The organism is Marinitoga piezophila KA3 (assembly GCF_000255135.1).
GTDB classification, from domain to species: Bacteria; Thermotogota; Thermotogae; order Petrotogales; family Petrotogaceae; genus Marinitoga; species Marinitoga piezophila.
Genome location: NC_016751.1, coordinates 574,676 through 595,787 on the forward strand (window position 1 = coordinate 574,676; position 21,112 = coordinate 595,787).

18 protein-coding genes and 1 riboswitch are annotated in these 21,112 nt (G+C 28.2%); of the genes, 5 read left to right on the top strand and 13 right to left on the bottom strand.

Annotated features, from left to right (window positions below; translation table 11 throughout):
- Entirely contained in the window at positions 1-2,094 is a 2,094-nt protein-coding gene (locus MARPI_RS02820; RefSeq protein WP_014296086.1) for a heavy metal translocating P-type ATPase, read from the top strand.
- Positions 2,095-2,114: 20 nt separating this feature from the next.
- Here MARPI_RS02820 and MARPI_RS02825 read toward each other — a convergent pair whose 3' ends face one another.
- Together MARPI_RS02825 and MARPI_RS02830 are read right to left on the bottom strand one after the other, a co-directional pair.
- A complete protein-coding gene (locus MARPI_RS02825) occupies positions 2,115-2,492 on the bottom strand; it encodes an ArsR/SmtB family transcription factor (protein WP_014296087.1) in 378 nt (125 codons plus the stop codon).
- 96 nt (positions 2,493-2,588) lie between these two features.
- Positions 2,589-3,131: a DUF996 domain-containing protein gene (locus MARPI_RS02830; protein WP_014296088.1), complete on the bottom strand. Its 543-nt coding sequence runs from the start codon at positions 3,129-3,131 to the stop codon at positions 2,589-2,591.
- Positions 3,132-3,376: 245 nt separating this feature from the next.
- On the opposite strand from MARPI_RS02830, the gene MARPI_RS02835 reads away from it, so the two are divergent.
- Positions 3,377-5,092 (top strand): phospho-sugar mutase, encoded by a 1,716-nt coding sequence (locus MARPI_RS02835; RefSeq protein ID WP_014296089.1) that lies wholly within the window; start codon positions 3,377-3,379, stop codon positions 5,090-5,092.
- 44 nt (positions 5,093-5,136) lie between these two features.
- On the opposite strand, the gene MARPI_RS02840 is transcribed toward MARPI_RS02835, so the two are convergent.
- The 10 genes from MARPI_RS02840 to MARPI_RS10625 form a co-directional block, all read right to left on the bottom strand.
- Positions 5,137-6,291, bottom strand: a complete 1,155-nt coding sequence (locus MARPI_RS02840; protein WP_014296090.1) for a hypothetical protein — start codon at positions 6,289-6,291, stop codon at positions 5,137-5,139.
- A gap of 130 nt (positions 6,292-6,421) precedes the next feature.
- Complete coding sequence (locus tag MARPI_RS02845; RefSeq protein WP_014296091.1) at positions 6,422-7,531, bottom strand: amidohydrolase; 1,110 nt, start codon at positions 7,529-7,531, stop codon at positions 6,422-6,424.
- The gene (locus MARPI_RS02850) at positions 7,525-8,664 is read right to left on the bottom strand and encodes an aspartate aminotransferase family protein (RefSeq protein WP_014296092.1); all 1,140 of its coding nucleotides are present in this window, start codon (positions 8,662-8,664) and stop codon (positions 7,525-7,527) included. Before MARPI_RS02850 ends, MARPI_RS02845 begins: the two co-directional genes overlap by 7 nt.
- Positions 8,661-9,851, bottom strand: coding sequence for an aspartate kinase (locus MARPI_RS02855; RefSeq protein ID WP_014296093.1), 1,191 nt, complete (start codon positions 9,849-9,851; stop codon positions 8,661-8,663). The genes MARPI_RS02850 and MARPI_RS02855 overlap by 4 nt, the downstream gene beginning before the upstream one ends.
- An 8-nt stretch (positions 9,852-9,859) precedes the next feature.
- A complete protein-coding gene (gene dapD, locus MARPI_RS02860) occupies positions 9,860-10,552 on the bottom strand; it encodes a 2,3,4,5-tetrahydropyridine-2,6-dicarboxylate N-acetyltransferase (protein WP_014296094.1) in 693 nt (230 codons plus the stop codon).
- 17 nt (positions 10,553-10,569) lie between these two features.
- The gene (locus MARPI_RS02865; RefSeq protein WP_014296095.1) at positions 10,570-11,223 is read right to left on the bottom strand and encodes a 4-hydroxy-tetrahydrodipicolinate reductase; all 654 of its coding nucleotides are present in this window, start codon (positions 11,221-11,223) and stop codon (positions 10,570-10,572) included.
- The gene (gene dapA / locus MARPI_RS02870; RefSeq protein WP_014296096.1) at positions 11,220-12,092 is read right to left on the bottom strand and encodes a 4-hydroxy-tetrahydrodipicolinate synthase; all 873 of its coding nucleotides are present in this window, start codon (positions 12,090-12,092) and stop codon (positions 11,220-11,222) included. The genes MARPI_RS02865 and dapA overlap by 4 nt, the downstream gene beginning before the upstream one ends.
- Positions 12,085-13,323, bottom strand: coding sequence for a diaminopimelate decarboxylase family protein (locus MARPI_RS11070; protein WP_014296097.1), 1,239 nt, complete (start codon positions 13,321-13,323; stop codon positions 12,085-12,087). The genes dapA and MARPI_RS11070 overlap by 8 nt, the downstream gene beginning before the upstream one ends.
- Entirely contained in the window at positions 13,324-14,292 is a 969-nt protein-coding gene (locus MARPI_RS11075) for an aspartate-semialdehyde dehydrogenase (protein WP_014296098.1), read from the bottom strand.
- Between the two features lie 109 nt (positions 14,293-14,401).
- A riboswitch (Lysine riboswitch) is annotated at positions 14,402-14,578 on the bottom strand.
- 178 nt (positions 14,579-14,756) lie between these two features.
- Complete coding sequence (locus MARPI_RS10625) at positions 14,757-16,229, bottom strand: GGDEF domain-containing protein (protein ID WP_014296100.1); 1,473 nt, start codon at positions 16,227-16,229, stop codon at positions 14,757-14,759.
- Positions 16,230-16,380: 151 nt separating this feature from the next.
- Between MARPI_RS10625 and MARPI_RS02890 the strand changes: the two genes are divergently transcribed.
- The gene (locus MARPI_RS02890; protein ID WP_014296101.1) at positions 16,381-17,496 is read left to right on the top strand and encodes a DUF362 domain-containing protein; all 1,116 of its coding nucleotides are present in this window, start codon (positions 16,381-16,383) and stop codon (positions 17,494-17,496) included.
- Between the two features lie 2 nt (positions 17,497-17,498).
- Entirely contained in the window at positions 17,499-18,236 is a 738-nt protein-coding gene (locus MARPI_RS02895) for a PfkB family carbohydrate kinase (RefSeq protein ID WP_014296102.1), read from the top strand.
- A 49-nt stretch (positions 18,237-18,285) separates the two neighbouring features.
- On the opposite strand, the gene MARPI_RS02900 is transcribed toward MARPI_RS02895, so the two are convergent.
- Positions 18,286-18,654 (bottom strand): hypothetical protein, encoded by a 369-nt coding sequence (locus MARPI_RS02900; protein ID WP_041638463.1) that lies wholly within the window; start codon positions 18,652-18,654, stop codon positions 18,286-18,288.
- A gap of 474 nt (positions 18,655-19,128) precedes the next feature.
- Here MARPI_RS02900 and MARPI_RS02905 point away from each other — a divergent pair, with 474 nt between their 5' ends.
- Positions 19,129-21,078 carry an ATP-binding cassette domain-containing protein gene (locus tag MARPI_RS02905; protein ID WP_014296104.1) on the top strand — a complete coding sequence of 650 codons (1,950 nt, stop codon included), beginning with the start codon at positions 19,129-19,131 and terminating at the stop codon, positions 21,076-21,078.
- The last annotated feature ends 34 nt before the right edge of the window (positions 21,079-21,112 follow it).

Here is a 21,112-nt window from a genome sequence, read left to right on the forward strand (position 1 = left end):
ATGAAAAAAAAGGAACTTGTACTCGACGGTTTAAATTGTGCAAGTTGTGCTGCAAAAATAGAAGAAAACGTAAAAAATCTGGAAAATGTTGAAGGAGTAGAATTAAATTTTATTACCAAAACATTGTCTGTTAATGTAGATGATGAAGATAAAATAGAAGAAATAAAAAAATTAGTAAAAAATATTGAACCAGAAGTATTGGTATACGAAAAAAACAATAAAAATGAAAAAAATAATGAAAACGGTCATAATCATGGCGATGAAGAATTTAACAGAAAATTTGAAATTATCAGATTAATTTCTGCACTTGGTATATTTTTAACTGCCTTGTTTGTAAAAGAGCCTGTTTGGCTTCAGATTTCATTATACATTATTGCATACTTAATTTCTGGTGGAAAGGTATTAATAAGATCTTTTAAAAATATTATACGTGGAAATTTTTTTGATGAAAATTTTTTAATGAGTGTTGCAACAATAGGTGCTTTTTCAATAGGTGAATTTCCTGAAGCAGTTGGAGTTATGGTATTTTATGAAATAGGTGAACTATTACAGGACATAGCTGTAGATAATTCAAAAAAATCCATAAAAGCTTTGTTGGATATTAGACCGGATTATGCAAATCTTTTGAAAAATGGAAAAGAAATAAAAGTATCTCCAGAAGAAGTTAAAAAAGGTGACCTAATAATTGTAAAACCTGGTGAGAAAATACCATTAGATGGTTTTATAGTAAAAGGAAATTCTATGGTTGACACATCTGCTTTAACAGGTGAGTCTGTTCCCAGAACAATAAAAGAAAATGATGAAGTGATGAGCGGGTTTATAAATCTTAATGGTGTTATTACAATAAAGGTTGATAAAGAATATGCAGAATCTACTATTTCTAAAATACTTGATATGGTTGAAAATGCTGCAGCAAAAAAAGCACAAACTGAAAAACTTATAACAAAATTTGCAAAGTATTATACACCTGTTGTTGTATTTCTGGCTATCGCTTTAGCAACATTACCTCCATTAATTACAGGTGCATCATTTAATGAATGGTTATACAGGGCTTTGATTTTCCTTGTTATTTCCTGTCCATGTGGTCTTGTTGTTTCCATACCTCTTGGATATTTCGCAGGAGTAGGTGCCTTGTCTAAACGTGGAGTTCTTGTAAAAGGCGGAAATTACCTGGAACGGCTTAAAAATTTAGATATAATAATTTTTGATAAAACTGGTACATTAACTGAGGGAGTTTTTGAAGTTGTTGATATAAAAGGTTTTAATAATTTTAAAGAAAAAGAAATACTTGAAATAGCTGCATATGCCGAAAAGCATTCAAATCATCCAATAGCGGAATCAATAAAAAGAAAATTTGGAAAAAATATAACTAAAGATAATATAGAAGATTATGAAGAAATTTCAGGTTATGGAATAAAAGCAAAAATAAATAAAAAAGAAATATTAGTAGGAAATAAAAAATTAATGAGTATGTATGGAATAAAAACTCCAGAAATTAAATACAATGGAACTATAGTATTTGTTGCTATTGAGGGTAAATTTGCAGGATATATTGAAATATCAGATAGAATAAAGCCTGGTGTCGCTGAAGTAATAAAAAATCTAAAGAATTTAGGAATTAAAAAGACAGTAATGCTTACTGGAGATAATAAAAAAGTAGCGGAATCTGTTGCAAAAGAACTTGAAATTGATGAATATTATGCCGAATTACTTCCCGGGGATAAAATAAAACTTTTTGAAAAATTTATAAATGGAGTTTCTACTGCTTTTGTCGGCGATGGAATAAATGATGCTCCTGTATTAACAAGAGCCGATGTTGGTATTGCAATGGGAGGTCTTGGCTCAGATGCAGCAATAGAAGCAGCTGATGTTGTTATTATGGACGATGATATTTCCAAATTAATTGATTCAATAATGATTTCAAGAAAAACTTTAAAAATAACCTGGCAAAATATAATATTAGTTCTTGGAATAAAAGTATTATTTCTCACACTTGGTGCATTAGGAAAAACAGACATGTGGGGGGCCGTATTTGCTGACGTTGGTGTAACTTTAATGGCAGTATTTAATACATTAAGAATTTTAAAAAAATAACACTCGCGACTTTGCGAGTGTTATTTTTTTTCATTTATATGAATATATCCAACTTCTATTAATTCTTTTACATGTTCATCATCAAGGGAATAATACACTACTTTTCCAACTTTTCTATATTTTACAAGATTAGCCTGTCTTAAAACCCTCAACTGATGTGAAACGGCAGAAATTGTTTTTCCAAGAACATAAGACAAATCACATACACACATTTCTTCAACCTGCATTAAAGTATATAAAATTTTCATTCTCGTTTTATCACCAATAACCTTAAAAAGTTCTGTTAATTTATTCAATGTTTCTTCATCCGGAGTATTAGTCTGAACTTTTTTTACAATATCCCCATGAACTTCTATTGTCTGGCATATTTCAATATTGGACTTTGTGTTTTTTTTCATATTTTCACCTTCTCGATATAATTTATAAATATTATATAATGAATGCCTTCAAAAGTCAATTAACATCTAAAAAAGCCAGAGGAAATTCCTCTGGCTTCAATTAAATTCTGCATTATTTTCCGGTTGATAATATTCATCTGGTAAAGAGAAATAACCTATTATCACAAATATAGAGGCAATAAAGTAAAGAACAAACCCTATAAGAATTACAAATAATATAAGCCCCCATTTTGTAAAGGTTGCTGCTTTATAAAAATAATCATTCCCAAAATAATCACCTAAAAGATTATATGCTTTAATTTTATAAATTACAGGAATTATCATTAATGCAATAAATAATAACAAAACCCTGAAGGAAGATGAAAAAAAGAAATTTGTTTCCACGTTATAATAATTAACCCCTGTGACAGTATCGTGAAAATCTTTTAAAATTCCTAAAAAACCAAATGCATAAATGGCATAAATAAATATAGTTGGCCATAACAAATAATTAAAAATACGTTTATCTCTTACAATCTGACTTATCTTATAAACTCCTATAAGTTCAAGAATTGCTCCAATTATTCCAAAATGCCCAGCAAATCCCAATACTGCCCCCACTCCCGCTAAAATTTTCGCTGTTTTTAATTCGTTATTCATGAAATCCCCTCCTTTTAATGAGAATTTATTCACAACTTAGTGTAAATTTTTATTTTAAAAAAAGAATATATATATAAATCATGCATATTATATCATAATATTTCATTTTTTTCAAGAATTTATAAAATATCGTTATAATGTTTCTTATTATAAATTCTAAAAAGTTATGGTATAATATTATTATAAACAGAAAACGTTATCAATACAAATAATACCATTAAAATCATAAAAAAGGAGTGATGAAAATGGATTACATGAAAGTATATGAAGAATGGTTAAATAGCCCATATGTAGACGAAGATACAAAAAAAGAATTATTATCCATAAAGGATAATGAAAAGGAAATCATGGAAAGATTTTACAAAGAACTCGAATTTGGAACTGCAGGGTTAAGAGGTGTGCTTGGTGCAGGAACAAATAGAATGAATATATACACAGTTGGTAAGGCTACTCAGGGATTGGCAGACTTTATCATATCAAAAGGCGAAGAATATATGAAACGTGGTGTGGTAATTGCCTATGATGTTAGACATATGTCACCTGAATTTGCAAAAACAGCTGCTTTAGTTTTAGCTGGAAATGGCATAAAGGTTTATTTATTTGATCATATTGCACCAACTCCATTATTGTCATATTCTGTTAGAAGATTAAAAACTGCTGCTGGTATTGTTATTACAGCAAGTCATAATCCTAAAAATTATAATGGTTATAAAGTATATTGGGAACAGGGATCACAAATTCTTGATGATGTTGCTATTCCTGTAATGGAAAATATAAAGAAATTAACAGATTTCTCTATGATTAAAAAGATTACTGAGGAAGAAGCTTTAAATAAAGGATTATTGGAATATGTAGGAAAAGAAATTGAAGACGAATATATTGAAAAAGTAAAAGGTCTTGCAATAAGAGAAGAAATTGATAAAGATATAAAGATTGTTTATACACCTTTAAATGGGACAGGAAATAAACCTGTAAGAAGAGTACTTGCAGAAAGAGGATTTAAAAATGTTTTTGTTGTTCCTGAACAGGAAAATCCAGATCCTGACTTCACAACTGTTGGTTATCCAAACCCGGAAGATTTAAAGGCTTTTGAATATGCAAAAAGATTGGCTAAAGAAAAAGATGCTGATTTAATTATTGCAACTGATCCAGATTGTGATAGAACAGCTGTAGTAGTTAAACACAATGGAGAATATGTTCCTCTAAACGGAAATCAAACAGGTGCTATTTTAATAAAATATATTATTGAAGGAAGAAAAGAAAAAGGCACTTTATCAAATAAAGGTATGATTATAAAATCTATTGTTACAGGAGATCTCGGTAAGGAACTTGCTGCAAAATATGGAATTGTAACCTTTGAAACTTTAACAGGATTTAAGAATATCTGTGGTCTTGAAAATGAATTAGAAGGGAAATATGATTTTGAATTTGGCTATGAAGAAAGTATTGGTTATGTAACAGGTACATTTGTAAGGGATAAAGATGGAGTAATTTCATCAATGTTTGTTTCAGAAGCTGCTGCATATTATAAAACACAGGGGAAAACACTTGTAGATGTATTATACGATTTATACAACGAAATTGGATATTATTTTGAAAACAACTTCTCATTGATTATAGAAGGTCTTGAAGGAATGGAAAAGATGAAGAGAATTATGGAAACATACAGAAAAGAATTCCCAAAAGAAATTGGAGATATGAAACTTGTAAGATATATAGATTATCTTGAAAGAAAGGATAAAGATCTTGTTTCAGGTGAAGAAAAAGAAACAGATGTACCAAAATCCAATGTTTTAAGATTTTTCTTTGATGACGGTTCATGGTATGCTGTAAGACCGTCAGGAACAGAACCAAAATTAAAAATTTATATTTACTCAAAGGATAAAAATGAAGAAAAATCAAAAGAAAAATTAGCTCTTATGAAAGAAAAAATAATGGAAATTATTAACTCTGTTGAATAATATAATAAATAAAAGCTCCCATATGGGAGCTTTTATTTTATACATTAAAATCCTACAGCAAAATTAATATTTAATCCAGTATTTACACCATCAAATAATTTGTCTGTATCTGGTGCTTCTGACTGTACTGATATATTTAATTCACCAAAGAAAACATTAACTCCAAGTCCTCCATCAAATCTCCAGAAATTTATATTTCCTCCATCATATGAGTAATTTCTTATTTCTGCCCATACTGGTAATAATCCCCAGAATAAAGCTTTTCCCGCAGAAACGCCCCATACTGTATCCTCTGTATCTGGTGCATATTCAATAAATGGAACAAAATCAAATATTATAGGTAATGTCAGGAAGAAGGTCATTTTCCATGGAGGCATACTTTTAAATGGCTCTTCATTTGTTAAGCTACCTATTTCAAAGTTTGTAAATTCAACATATTCAGTGTCCATTTCTCCATATACAAAATTTGTATCATATTTATATATATCACTACCCTGAGAAATTGTAATATCCTTTAATCCAAAACCTATTGCAGGGTAATTTTTACCTGCTACAAATCCTATGTCCATTGTGATTATTCCATTATTCATAAGTTTATCTGATAAATCTTCAATATCTTCAAATATCTTCATATCATCAAATAAAAGGGAATAGTCATATGGAAGTTCATGGATTCTTCCTTTAAATGCTGATACTACAATAAATTTTTCGCTTTCACTATCACATCTCACATCAAACACAGGAACATGACTTTTTACAGTTGCTCCAAATGAAAAATCCTTTCCTTTTAATCCAAAATAAACTCCTCCTGTTACCCATAATGAATTTTCAAGAAATTTGTTATAATCGATAAAATCCTTATTTGTTATATTTAATTCAGGAGCCACTACTAATGCACCTAACTTTAGTTTTGAATATAAATCAAGAATTTGTTTTCTTCCAAGAATATTAGCTTCTTCTAAATCATATAAACCAGATATATTTCCAACAAGATTCAAGTCCATTGCTTCTTCAAAGGATAAATTTGCATCCTGTACTATTCCTAAGTTTAAAGTTCCTCCTAATTCAATATTATTTCTTGCTGACCATGCTATTAAAGCCGGATTCACTTCCCGGTTCCATGGCGATAATGCGTTAATGGCAGAAAATGCTGTAATAACCATAAATATGGTAAGGATAAAAATAATGTTTCTTTTCATTTTAAACCACCCCTTTCAAAAATTTCAAATATATATATCGCCTATTATTATAAAAACTTTAATTATAATCGCTCCTCATTTTTATTATATCACAAAAATTACAAAATTGAAACTAATTTGTTTATAAAAATCAAACTAATATTTTTTGAAATGCCTTTATTCCAATTTCAATAATATTATCATCAGGTAAGAAAAGGGGTGAATGTAAACCTACTCTTTTATTAGTTCTGGTACCAAGCCAGAACATTAATGACGGATACTTTTCAGCAATAAACCCAAAATCCTCTCCTGTCATTTTATATCCACAATCTATAACTTTAAAATCATCTGAAACTTTTTCTATAAAATCCTTATACAATTTTTTGTTATTAATTACTTCCTTATACCTTGAACCAATAGTTATTTTATAATTTATTCCCATGCTTTGTTTAATTGATTTAAGAATTTCTTCTAATTTTTTTATATATTTATCTGTATATTCCAAACTTAATGATCTTATACTTCCTTCTATTTTTGCATATGAAGGAATAACGTTTCTAACATCTCCTGATTTTATCTTTCCAATTCCAAATAATATTGGCTCAACAGGGTTTAAATTCAATCTGTCTACATTATCAAGAAATGTTCTTAACGCATTAAATGCATTGATTCCATCTTGTGGAAATGCTATATGTGACTTTTTACCAAAAAATTCAATATCTATTTCAACAGCCGATGCAAATAATATACCTTCTGTTGTGGCAATAATTCCTTTTTCATATTCATCAGTAACATGAAGCGCATAAGCTCTTTTTATATTAAATTTATCAAATATACCACTTTCTATAATTTTTAAAGCTCCTCCTCCACCTTCTTCTGCAGGTTGAAATAAAAATAAAATATTTTTTTGAATTTTTTCTTTCAAAACATAATCTATCAATCCATATAAAATTGCCATATGAACATCATGACCACATGCATGCATATTTCCATTATATGATTTAAATATAGCATTTGTTTCTTCTTTTATAGGTAATGCATCAATATCCGCTCTAAATAAAATATATTCATTTTCATTTTCCAGAGGGCTATATTCTATAATCAATCCTGTTTTTAATGGTGTATGAATTTTTATATCGACTTCATACGCTTCTGCTAAATTAGATATGTACTTTTTGAGCATTGCAGTAGTTTTTATTTCCTGAAATCCCAATTCTGGATTTTGATGTAAAATATGTCTTAATTCAACAGCATTTAGCATATCAAACCCTCCATAATATTAATTATTTTATCTATTTCATCATATTTGATATTTAATGCTGGCAGCAATCGTATAACAAAATTGTTCTGAATCATATTTAATAATAATCCTTTACTTAATGCAATCTTTTTTAATTCATGATATGAATCATCTAATTCGATTCCTATCATTAAACCTTTTCCTCTAATATCCATAATTTTAAATGAATTTAAATTTTCTAATTTTTCAAAGAAATAATTACCTTTTTCTTCAATATCATTTAACATATGAGGAATATTATCAACAATATATTTTGCACCAGCTATTGAAACTGGATTAGGTGCGAATGTTGAACCATGATCACCCTTTGTTAAAATTTCAGCTGTTTCTTCAAGAAATAATGTAGCTCCTAATGGTAATCCTCCACCAAGGGCTTTCCCCAATGTAATTATATCAGGTTTCAAATTAAAATGTTCATATGAATAAAATTTTCCTGTTCTTCCTATTCCAGCCTGTATTTCATCAGATATTATTAAATAATTATATTTTTCTTTCCAAAAATTAATTGCTTTTGAAAAATCATCAGTTATGGGGATAATTCCTCCTGAACCCTGAATTGGTTCTACAAAAATTGCAATAACCTCTTCCCCATGATGTTCCATATAATCATTAAATCCGTTGACATCATTAAATAAAAATTCCTGACATTTTGAAAGCAACGGTCTAAATGGAGCTTTTAAGTTTTCAAAACCATTTATAGATAATGCTCCCAATGTTCTTCCATGAAATCCGTTTTTAAAATAAATTATTTTATTCTTTTTATTATGAGAAATCTTTTTTATTGCTTTTAGAGCTGCTTCCACTGCTTCAGTTCCAGAATTAGTAAAAAAGACTTTCCCTTTTTTACCAGTAAAAGATATGAGTTTTTCTGCAACATATAATGCATCTTCATCAAGAAAAAAATTTGAAATATGCATATATTTTTTCATTTTTTCCTGAAATTTTAGTAATAATGGTTTGTATGAATGTCCAAATGCCATTACTCCTATTCCAGAAAATGTATCAATATACTTATTTTCTTTTTTGTCGTATATATATATTCCTTCTGCTTTTTCAACTTCAATATCAAAATAATCATACATTTCAAGAATCATAATTCAAACTCCTTTGTTATAGAATTTATAGCTTCTGAAAGATATTGCTTTTCAATTAAACATGAAATTTTTATTTCAGATGTTGTAACCATTTTTATAGGTATATTTCTCAAAGCTCTAAAAAATCTTGAAGCAACTCCTTTTTCTGTTTTCATACCAATTCCTACAACAGAAACCTTAACATATCCGTGTTCATAATTTATTTCAGAACCATCTACATCTTCCAGAGCTTCTTTTAAATATCTATCAAAATGTTCCATTTCTTCTTCTATTATTGTAAACGAAAGATTCAATTTATTATTTATATTTATTATAGATATCATATCCACATTAAAACCTTTATGGGCAATCTTATCAAATATATTATACACCTTTTCATGATCAAGTGGTAGATTTGTTATTGTTACCTGAGTTTGATTTTCCAATATACTCATTCCTGTAACAACTGGATTTTCTATATTATCTGCTATCACGTATGTTCCCTCCTCATTTAAAAAAGTCGAGGCACAGTATATTTTTACATTAAATTTTTTTGCTACTTCCACTGCTCGACTATGTAACACCTTAGCTCCTAAACTTGCCATTTCCAACATTTCATCATATGTAATATATTTTAATTTTTTTGCTTCTGGATATATTTTAGGATCAAATGTATAAATACCTGCAAAATCGCTGTATATTTCACAATTAATATTTAAAGCAGCAGCTATAGCTACTGCAGATGTATCAGAACCTCCTCTACCAAGTGTGGTATAGTCGCCATCTTCATTAATTCCCTGAAATCCTGTAATAACAAGAACATCATATATTTTAAAAAGAGAAAGTATTTTATCTGTTTTGAATTTTTGAATTCTTGCATTGTTATAATCACCTGTTGTAAAAATACCTGCCTGAAAAGCATTTAACGATTTTGATGAAATATTTAAATCATTTAATGCAATGGACAATAACGCAACAGACATTTGTTCTCCAGTTGTTAAAAGCATATCCAATTCCCTTGGATGTGGAGAATTGGAAACTTTTTTTGCCAGCTCTATCAGCTTATCTGTGGTTTTTCCCATTGCAGAAACTATTACAATTACTTTGAAGCCTTCTTGAACTCTATTAGAAATTTTTTTCGCCACAAATTTTATTTTTTCTGGTGTTGCAACAGATGAACCTCCATATTTTTGAACAACTATATTCATATTATCACCTATAATTCTCTTAAAGCATCAAGAATTTGTGTTTTGCTCTTGGTTTTTTCATCTACTTTTTTTATTATTTTTGCTGGAACTCCTGCTACAACCGAATTAGGCTCAATATCAGAGGTTACAATTGCACCTGCTGCAACAACGGAATTTTCCCCTATTTTTATTCCTTCTAAAATAACTGCATTTGCTCCAATTAATACATTATCTGCTATAATTACTGGATCTGCACTTGGCGGCTCTATTACACCGGCTATAACTGCTCCTGCACCAATATGACAGTTGTTTCCTATAATTGCTCTTCCACCAATTACCGCATTCATATCAATCATAGTTTTGCTTCCAATTTTAGCTCCAATATTTATTACAGCTCCCATCATAATTACAACATTATCTCCAATTTCCACAAGATCTCTTATTATTGCACCTGGTTCTATTCGAGCGTTAATTTTTTTCAAATCCAATAAAGGTATGGCAGAATTTCTTCTATCTAATTCTATTTTATAATTTTCTATTTTTTCTCGATTTTCAGATAAAAAACTTTCAAACTCTTCTAATTCACAAAATAACACTCCACTTTTTTCATCACCAAAATAATCATTAAAAGGCAAATCTTTAAGATCTCCTTTTAAATATACTTTAACAGGAGTTGTTTTTTTGGATTTTGCAATATACTCTATTATCTCATATGAATTCATAGATATCACCTCATTTATTAATTTATTGTTAGATTGAACACATCATTGAATGTATAAAATCCTGCTATGCTTTTTATTGCAAATTCCGCAGATTTCAAAACCCCTTCTGCAAATGTCCTTCTCGACAATGCTCTATGTGAAATAGTAATTACCTCACCAAGCGTACCAAAATAAACTGTATGATCTCCTGGAACATTTCCAACTCTTATCGAAGAAATATTTACATCTTTATTTAACACATCCTTTAGCATTTTAGCAGTACCAGAAGGTTTGTCTTTTTTAAATCTATGATGCGTTTCTAAAATTTCTATATCTACATCTTTTAATAATGAATCTGCTAATTTTGTTAGCCTTAATAAAACCTGAATTCCAATTGAAAAGTTATAGCTTTGAACAACAGGGATATTTTGCGAAATTTCATGTAATTGTTTAATTTGATTTTCATCTAATCCTGTTGTTCCTATTACTAAAGGAACCTTAAATTTATCAACATATTCTATAACTTTATTAAAAGCTTCTGGCAAAGAGAAGTCTATTAATATTTCTGGTTTTTCTTCAAAAAACTCACCTGATTTATCATATGAAAAAACAAGCTGATGTCCCTTTTCAGAAAATAAATTATATATTTCATTTCCCATTCTTCCATTTCTTCCAATTAATCCATACTTCATATTCCCAACTCCTCAAACAAATTATCAATTATCTTTTTTGAATTTTCACTTAATTCAACAAGCGGTAATCTTAAAATATTTTTACAATATCCAAGTTTTGAAACGGCATATTTTATCGGTATAGGATTCACTTCAATAAATAGCTTTCTCATTAAAACATTATATTTTTTATTTATTTCCTGTGCAGTTTTGTAATCATTTTTTATTATCGCATGAGTAAGCTTTTTCATAACTTCCGGTAAAACATTTGAAAATACTGATATAACCCCATCTCCTCCCAAAGCCATCAGAGGTAAAGCCTGATCATCATTCCCGGAATAAACTTTCATATCTTCCGGTTTTACTGAAATTAATTCTGCAATTTGAGATATATTTCCACTTGCTTCTTTTATTCCAATTACATTTTCATTTTTTTCAAATATTTTTACTGCTGTTTCTGGTAAAATATTTGATCCTGTCCTTGAAGGAACATTATACAAGATTATTGGTAAATCTGTTCTTTCGGCTATATATGTGTAATATTCAACAAGTCCATTTTGTGTGGATTTATTATAATACGGATTAACTATTAATAACCCATCTGCACCAGACTTTTTAGCAAGCATATTATTCGTAATTACGTGTTCTGGATTATTTGAACCAGTCCCCACAATTACAGGTATTTTTTTATCTACTACTTCAACAACTTTATTAACAATTTTTTCTCTTTCATACTCTGAAATTGTTGGTGCTTCACCGGTAGTTCCAAGAACTATAATTGCATCTACATATTTTGCCTGAAATTCAACAAATTTTTCTAATGCTTTAAAATCAACTTTTTTATCTTTATCAAATGGAGTAATAATTGCAGTTCCTACACCTTTAAACATAAATATCGCCTCCCTGTATTGTTGAAAAATAATCATCTATTGTTTCTGCTCTTCTAATCATTTTAAATTCTTTACCATCATAAATAAATTCCGCAGGACGTAATTTTCCATTATAATTAAATCCCATTGAATGGCCATGTGCTCCAACGTCATGAATAATCAAAATATCTTCTTCCTCTAATTCTGGCAATTCTCTATTTATAGCAAATTTATCGTTATTTTCACATAATGATCCAACAACATCATATTTTCTAACTTTTTTTGTTTTGCTTTTTCCTAACACACTTATATGATGATACGCTCCATATATTGCAGGCCTCATTAAACTGGACATATTTGCATCTACCCCGGCATATATTTTATAACTTTCCTTTATATACAAAACCTTTGTTATCAAGTAACCATGAGGACCTGTTATATATCTTCCATTTTCTGTAAAAATACGTGGTTTCATATTGTTTTTTATAAAATACTCAAAGTATAAGTCCTTAATCCTTATACTCAATTCTTCAAGATTAATTTCTTTCTCCTGCGGATGGTAAGGAATACCAAATCCGCCACCAATATCTATAAAAGAAAAATTTATATTTAATTTTTTGGATATTTTTAAAGCTGCTTCAAAAATCAATTCTGTATTTCTAGCAATTATATTTATGTCCAGAGTATTTGAAATTATCATGGCATGTAATCCAAATTTTTTAATTCCTTCTTGTTTTAATAATTCATATCCTTCAATTAACCTGTTATATGGCACCCCAAACTTTGCTTCTTTAGGATTCCCTATAATTCCCGTTCCATATGCTTTTTCAGGTGTATACCGTATAGAACCAATTTCAGGAAGAGAATATAATCTTTTAAGCTTTTGAATGTGATTAATATCGTCAAAATTAATTATCGCTTTTAATTCCAATGCCTTTTTATACTCTTCCATAGGAGTATTATTTGAAGTAAATAGAATATTTTCACCCACTGCTCCTACCCTTTCTGAAAGTATTAATTCTGTCATAGAGCTACAATCCATACCGCAATTGTTTTCTTTTAATTTTCTTAATATATATGGAGTAGGCGTTGCTTTTACCGCAAAGTATTCCTTGTAATTACACCAATTAAATGCATTTTGAAGACTTTTTAATGAATCTATGATTCCTTTTTCATCATATATATAAAATGGTGTTGGATATTTTTTAGATAATTCATAAATTTTTTCTTCAGGTATAGGTATTTTTTTCATTTAATCCCTCATTTCCAGGTGTTTTAATAATATTCTTACCGCATTTGTTGCAGCTCCAACCCTTACATTATCGGCAACTATCCAAATTAAAAAGGTATTTTTTCCCATTTTTCTTAAACGTGAAACATAGGTTATATTACTTCCAGCAACCATTAAAGGAGTTAACAACTTTTCTGTATATACAACATTTTCTGTTGCGGAAATAAGATTTTTAATTGTTTCTAAAGGAATATCTTTCTTTATCCTGAAAACTACGCTTTCTGAATGCCCATATAATACAGGAACTCTAACTGCAGTAGGATAAACACTTATCGAATCATCATTAAAAATTTTCCTTGTTTCATTAACCATTTTCATCTCTTCTTCAGTAAAACCATTTTCCAATATAGGACCAATTTGCGGAATTACATTATTCATAATTATATCCGGAAAATGGGCTGTATTATTAATTCCATTTTGTTGATTTAACAATTCTTGAATTCCTTTATTACCTGCTCCAGAAACTGCCTGATAAGTACTTACAAATATTTCTTCTATTCCTATTTGTTTCTGAATTTCAGATAATGCAAGGACCATTTGAATAGTAGAGCAATTTGGATTTGCAATTATTCCTTTGTAATTTTTTATTATTTCACCATTTATTTCTGGCACAACCAATGGTATATTTTCCTGCATTCTGAAAGCTGATGAATTATCAATAATTACATTTCCAGCTTCAGCAGCAATTGGTGCATATCTCCTTGAAACATTTCCACCTGCCGAAAACAATAAATAATCATATTTTTCTCTCATAACATTTTCTGATATTTCCTCAATTGTATATTCTTTATCTTTAAATTTTAATTTTTTACCTGCTGATTTTTTTGAAGCAAATAGCCTTAATCCATCTACTTTTAAATTCGATTCTTCCAGAACTTTTATCATTGTTCTACCTACCTCACCTGTAGCGCCTACAATTCCAACCTTCATTCTCTCTCCTCCTTAAAAATTTATATAAAAAAAGGTCTTCCGAAAATACGGAAGACCCTATATTTGAAATAATCTATGTTATATACTATTTCAGCATATAACAACCTTTATTCCAAACGGCTCTCCGCATTTTCTCAAATGCGACAGTTACATGGGTATTCCCCATATAACCAGGCATACAGGATGGGTAAGTCCTGTACCCTTCGGCAACCTCGCCTTTCATCTATCCCAAGCCTACCCGGGCGATAGATAGATTACTCTTCTTGGTTGCGCCTCCGTTTGTTCGTTATACATATTAACTTTTGCTGTAGTTTAACAAAAAAGATTTACAAAAATTTTAATTAAATATTAAATTTATTTTTTTAAGTTTATATCCTTTACTTTTATTTTAACTTTTCTCATCCTTATTTTTTCAATAAATCTAATTATGGGACATCTCATTTTCCATCTTTCAAAAAATGTCATTATTTCTCCTCCATTTCATATATTACGTAGGTATTTTTTTGTTTTTTAGCTTTATACATAGCCATATCCGCTAATTTAAGCAATTCTTCAATTCCCTGACTATGTTCAGGAAATAATGAAACTCCTATACTCGTAGTTACAATAAAGCTTTTATTTTTTATTTTATATTCCCTTTTTGTACTCTCCTGAATCCTTTTTATAACAAGAGTTATATCTTCTATTTCTTTATATTGCATTAAAACAACAAATTCATCTCCACCAAATCTTGCTATTAAATCTGATTTTCTCATATGTGCTTTTAAAATATTGGCAAAATCAATTAGTAATTCATCACCTTTATCATGTCCAAAATTATCATTTACTGATTTGAAATTATCAAGGTCCATAAATAAAACTGCATACTTTAAATTATTTCTTTTTCCCAATTCCAGCATTTTTTCTGCATTATCAAAAAAGAATTTTCTATTTGGTAATTTTGTAAGCGAATCATGTGTTGCCGTGTAGTCAAGATTTTCTTTTACTTTATTTAAAGCCATATAATTATATACTATAAATGTCAATAGAATTATATTAAATAATATAAATCCCGCATCAAGAACTATCATCTTCTGTTTTTCTTTTAATATACTTGCCACATTACTTTCAAGTTCTTTAATTTCAATATTAATTATTTCCTGTGTATAAGAAATAAGCTCTGATAAATTGTCAAATACCTCTCCAGCATTTAAATGATAATAAGTTAAATTAAAAAGAGATTTGTAATAATTTTCAAGATCTTTATATTGATCCATATTTTTAATATTTTTTAATTTTTTTAATGTTTCTTCTCTAAATGGAAATTCCATAAAATTAATTATTTCTGTTAATCCATAATAGCTCTTATTAATGATATATAATTCTCTTTCTGACGGTGGCCTTTTATCAACAATCAGAGCAGAAAAAATTCCTCTAAATTCACCGATAAATTCCTTATTTTCCTCTATTAGATATATAGATAAAAGAGTTTTTGCTGTCTCAGGAAAAGAATCTTCTTTTAATGGATAATAATAAAATCTCAATAATTCATTTATGATATTGGTATATTCAACAAATATATCTATATTACTCTTTTTCTGAAAATTCTCCTTTCTAATATTTTCAATAGAGTATTTGATTTTTTCAATATTTGCACAACAACTATCGTCCACAAAAGCTTTTTCTATATTATTGAGATAAAAATCAACTTCTTTTTGCTCATGTTTGATTTTTTCTATAATATTTTCATCTCCACATATATGCATATTCATATATCCTCTTTCCTTTTGAAGATGAAATATTGCATTAGATGTATTTTTAATAACTTCTATTGATTTTTTTAAAATAACCAGGCTTTTTTGTTCCTTTTGGATTTGTAAAAAAAAGTTACCTGAAATTGCTAAAATACCTAAAAAAACAAGGATTATAGCCATAGTATTTAAAATACTCTTTTTCATAACTCACCTCAAATATTTGAATATATTTTATATTTAATATTATATCATAAATATAATTTCACAAAAAATCAAGGTATATTATCCATAATATTCAACACATATTTTATGTTATAATTGATATTGAATGGATTTAAATACTGGAGGTGTTAATATGTCATCAAAGGTTTATTTTACCAATTTAAGAACAAGACCTGGAATGAATTTGCTTGATAAACTCGAAAGATTGGTGAAAAAAGCTGGAATTGAAAATATAGATTTTAAAAATAAGTTTGTAGCAATAAAAATTCATTTTGGAGAACCTGGAAACCTTGCTTATATACGACCTAATTACGCTGCAAGATTGGTAAAAATTATAAAGTCATTGGGCGGAAAGCCTTTTTTAACTGATGCAAACACGCTATATACTGGAAGACGTTCAAATGCTTTAGACCACTTAGAAAGTGCCTACGAAAATGGTTTTAACCCACATACTCTTGGTTGTCATGTTGTAATTGCAGATGGTTTAAAAGGGACAAATTATAAAGAGATTCCAATAAATCTTGAATATTGTAAAACCGCAAAGATTGGAACTGAAATTGCAGAAAGTGATGTAATAATTTCTATGGCTCATTTCAAAGGACATGAACAGGCTGGTTTTGGTGGAACATTAAAAAATCTTGGTATGGGTTGTGCATCACGCGGTGGAAAACTCGAATTACATTCTACTTCAAAACCTGTTATAAAAACAAGAAACTGTGTGGGGTGTGGCATATGCGTAAATAGCTGTGCATATGATGCCATTCATCTAAACGAAAATAGAGTTGCTGTAATTGATTATGACAAATGCGTTGGATGCGGTCAATGTGTGGCTGTTTGCCAATATAATGCTGCTCAGGTAGTATGGAATGAAGCTTCAGAAATTATGAATAAAAAAATTGCTGAATATACTTATGCTATTGTCAAGGATAAACCTGCCTTTTATATTAATTTTATTATGAACGTCTCTCCAGATTGTGATTGCTGGTCACATAATGATTATCCACTTGTTCCTGATATTGGAATTGCTGCATCTTTTGATCCAGTTGCATTAGATATGGCCAGTGTTGATCTTGTAAAAAGTGCTCCGGTACTTCCTGGAAGTAAAATATATTCTCATGAACATCAACATGAATTTGTAGGTGAAGATAAATTCAAATTTGTTCATCCAAATGCTGATTGGGAAGCAGGTTTAATTCACGGAGAAAAAATAGGACTTGGAACAAGAGATTACGAATTAATCGAGGTATAATTATGAAAATAGATGTATATGGCGCTATATTTTATGACATTTATATTTACGGAGAAGAACCACATAAAAGTGAGATTTTAGAATTTCCTGGAGGTTCCGGTTTTAATATTTCCTATACTTTATATAAATTAGGAAATGAGGTTTATTTCAATGGAGTTATAGGAAATGACTTTAAGGGAAACTTTTTAAAAGAAAAAACACCTTTTAAGAATATAAAGGAAATTAAAAATCAGGAAACAGCTGTTTTCATTTCCAAAAACGATATTCCACTGGCAGTAAAAAGAAAAATAAATGATATTGAATTTTCTGATTTTGAAAAACATGGCGAAGTTGCTGTAATAACAAGTGAAATATCTATAAAAAATATTGAAAAAATATTAGCTTTAAACTATGATTATATATTTATAGATATAGGACCAAGACCTTTTTTAATTAATGATATTTCCTTTTCTGAAAATGTCTTTATTTTAGGAAATGAAAATGAAGCTAAATTATTTAATAAAAAAATTGATATTATAAAAGCAGGAATACGCGGCGTTTATTATAATAATAAATTATATCCTTCAAATGGTAAAAAGGCAAAATACACCACCGGACTTGGAGATATTTTTGATGCTTTTTTTATCGATAATTATATTAAAAATTTCGATATTGAAAACTCTGTATATAATGCTATAACCGCTGTTGAAAAAGTACTTGATATACCTACTCCATATCAAAAAATTGAATCCTGCACATAGAAGTGCAGGATTCTTCAATCTGATAACCCTTCCAGAAATTCTGGAAGGTCTATTTTAAAAACCTCTCAATAATATTATCAAGTAAAATTCTTTCATCATCTTCAAAAAAATAATATCCTAAAGCAACACGCTTATAACCTAAACCATATTTAAGAGCAAAATCACGAACCTTCCCTTTTGGATAAGGAGTAATTGGCCATTTAATATCGTATCGAACGCAATTTTTTAAAAACATATCAAAAACTTTCATTTCCTCATCGCTGAGCTTAAAATAATTAAAAACAAATTCCTTAAAGTTCTTTGGTTTCTTAAAAAGCTCAGTGATGAGTTTTTTTCTTGCTAAATAAAATGGTGAAATATTATATTCTGTATCTTCAACATCTTCAGAATTCAATAATTTCCTTTCAGTTTTCTTCAAATACTCTTTTAATCTCCAACTTACAAAAAGTTAAAACTATTTTTACTAATCTTTTTTGAAAGTAAGAAACTTTAAAATTAACATTCTCTTGTAACATAATAAAAAATTAAGAAAAAGACAAAATAATGAATATAAAAGTATTTTAAAAAACGAAATAAAATCCCGGATTTTTCGATGTTACATGAGTTAATTAAAATGTAATAAAAATCAACTTCTGAAATACTGATAAAAAGCGGATTTTTATTTTTGAAAAAACACTTGCAAGTCATGTCAGAAATGGTAAAATTCAAAATAAGAGGTGAAATTTAAATTATCTAAATAAATTTCATTAAATAAATGCTTTATATTTCTTTAAATATATAAATCGGCCTGACCTCTAAAAAATGGAAGAGAAATAAAAAAATTACAAAAATTTAAATATTAACTGACAAATACACGTTTTTGTTTTTTATATTCTCTTGAAAGGAGTTGAATATGAAAAAGATAAAAAATATTATAAATTTCATATATTCAAGATTAGGAAATAAAATAAAAGGAAGCGTATTTTTAATAATAATAGTCTCACTAATTGCAAATATTCTTGCCATTATTTTGCCATTGTTCCAAAAAAATATAATAGACGCTATTGTTAAGAGTAATTTAGAAAATGGATTAATATTTATTTTTCTTATATCAGGATTAACCATTTCGTTGATATATATAATTGAATCATTATTATTAGAAAAACTATTTAGAAATTTGAAGGGACGCATACAATATGAATTATTGACATCCATAACAAGACAAAGTAATAAAATTATTGACCAAAGAGGACCTGGCGCATATATGACAGGTCTTTTTGGTAATTCAGAACAAATAGCTATGCTATTAAAAAAGAATTATTTTTCTATGATTATAGGTATTATAGTAAGTTTATTTGCATTGATAATTTCTGCAAAATGGACATTAACATTTCCACTATTAATTGTAGGCTCTTATATATTGATTTTTTCAATAATAAAGATAACAAACAAAATTCATATAAGTAATTTCAATAAAGCAAGAGAATTGGTATTTGAAACAAATCCAAAAGTACTGGAATTTATTGAAAACAAAAGGAGTATAAGCGGATATGGAAATATATTAAAGCTTGAAAATAGGATATATAAATTATTTGAAGAAAGAGATAATTATTTTAAAAAAGCATCATATGCATCAATATTTGGTAATTCATCAATAGTAGCAATAAAAAATATAGTATTGACAATATTTTTTATACTTTCAATGTTTCAAATACAGAAAGGAAATCTTGAATTATCAGCATTTATAGCAATATTATCATATTTCCCTATAGTGTTTAAACCCATAGATTCAATTCAGGAAATATATTCCAATATAAATAAATTCGAAATGTTTTACAAACGTATAGAAGACAATCTTTTAAAGAAACCTAAATTGGATTTACCTGAGAACAATAAAATAAAAATAAGCAATTGTTCATTTTCATATTCTAATACAGAAATAATAGAAAATCTTAATTTAGAGATAAATAAAAAAATAGGGCTTGTTGGATTATCAGGAGAGGGAAAGAGCACAATATTAAAAATGATTTTTGGAGAAATTTCACCGCTTAGAGGATATGTGGAATTTGGAAATAAAGATGTAAGAAATATACATAAACCTTTTGTTTATTCCAGTATAAGATATTATTCACAGGAAATGGAAATATTCGATGAAGATTTAAATTTTAATGTAACCCTTGGAAAAATTGGACTATCTAAAAATGAATATATGGAAAAATTAAAAAATTATGAAGCACAATTATTTAAACTTATAAAAAAAATAAAGACAATGAAAGAGCCTTTAAATTTAAAAAATCTTGATTATGAATATATAAATATGATATATGAAATCTTTAATATTAATGATTGTTATGTAGAGAAAGAAAATCTTCTATATGAAATAATTGAAAAAATAAAAGATAACAAAATTAATGTCTCATTTGTGGCTGAAATATTATTCTCGCGTGATTACTACATACTGGAAAAATATGAAAATATAATAAAAGAATTGGAACTTGAGAAATTGGGAAATAGAAAATTAGGGCAAAGAGGTAAAAAAATATCCGGTGGTGAAAAAAATAGAGTATGTATGGCAAGATTTTTGTTGCCAGAACATAATGGGCCATTTATAATAGATGAACCATTTACAAGTCTTGATGCGATATCTGAAGAAAAAAATCTCAAAATATTAAAAGAATATATAAAAAACAAAAATGGAATAATAATATCGCATAAGATAAATATTATAAAAGAATTAGCAGATGAGATAATAGTTATAGATAAAGGAAAAATAATTGAAAAAGGAACACACAATGAATTAATTCAAAATCAAAAGCTTTATAGCAAAATACATAAAAACTTTGTGAAAATGAAAAATGTATAATTAATATATGGTATTAATAAACAGGAGTGAAAAA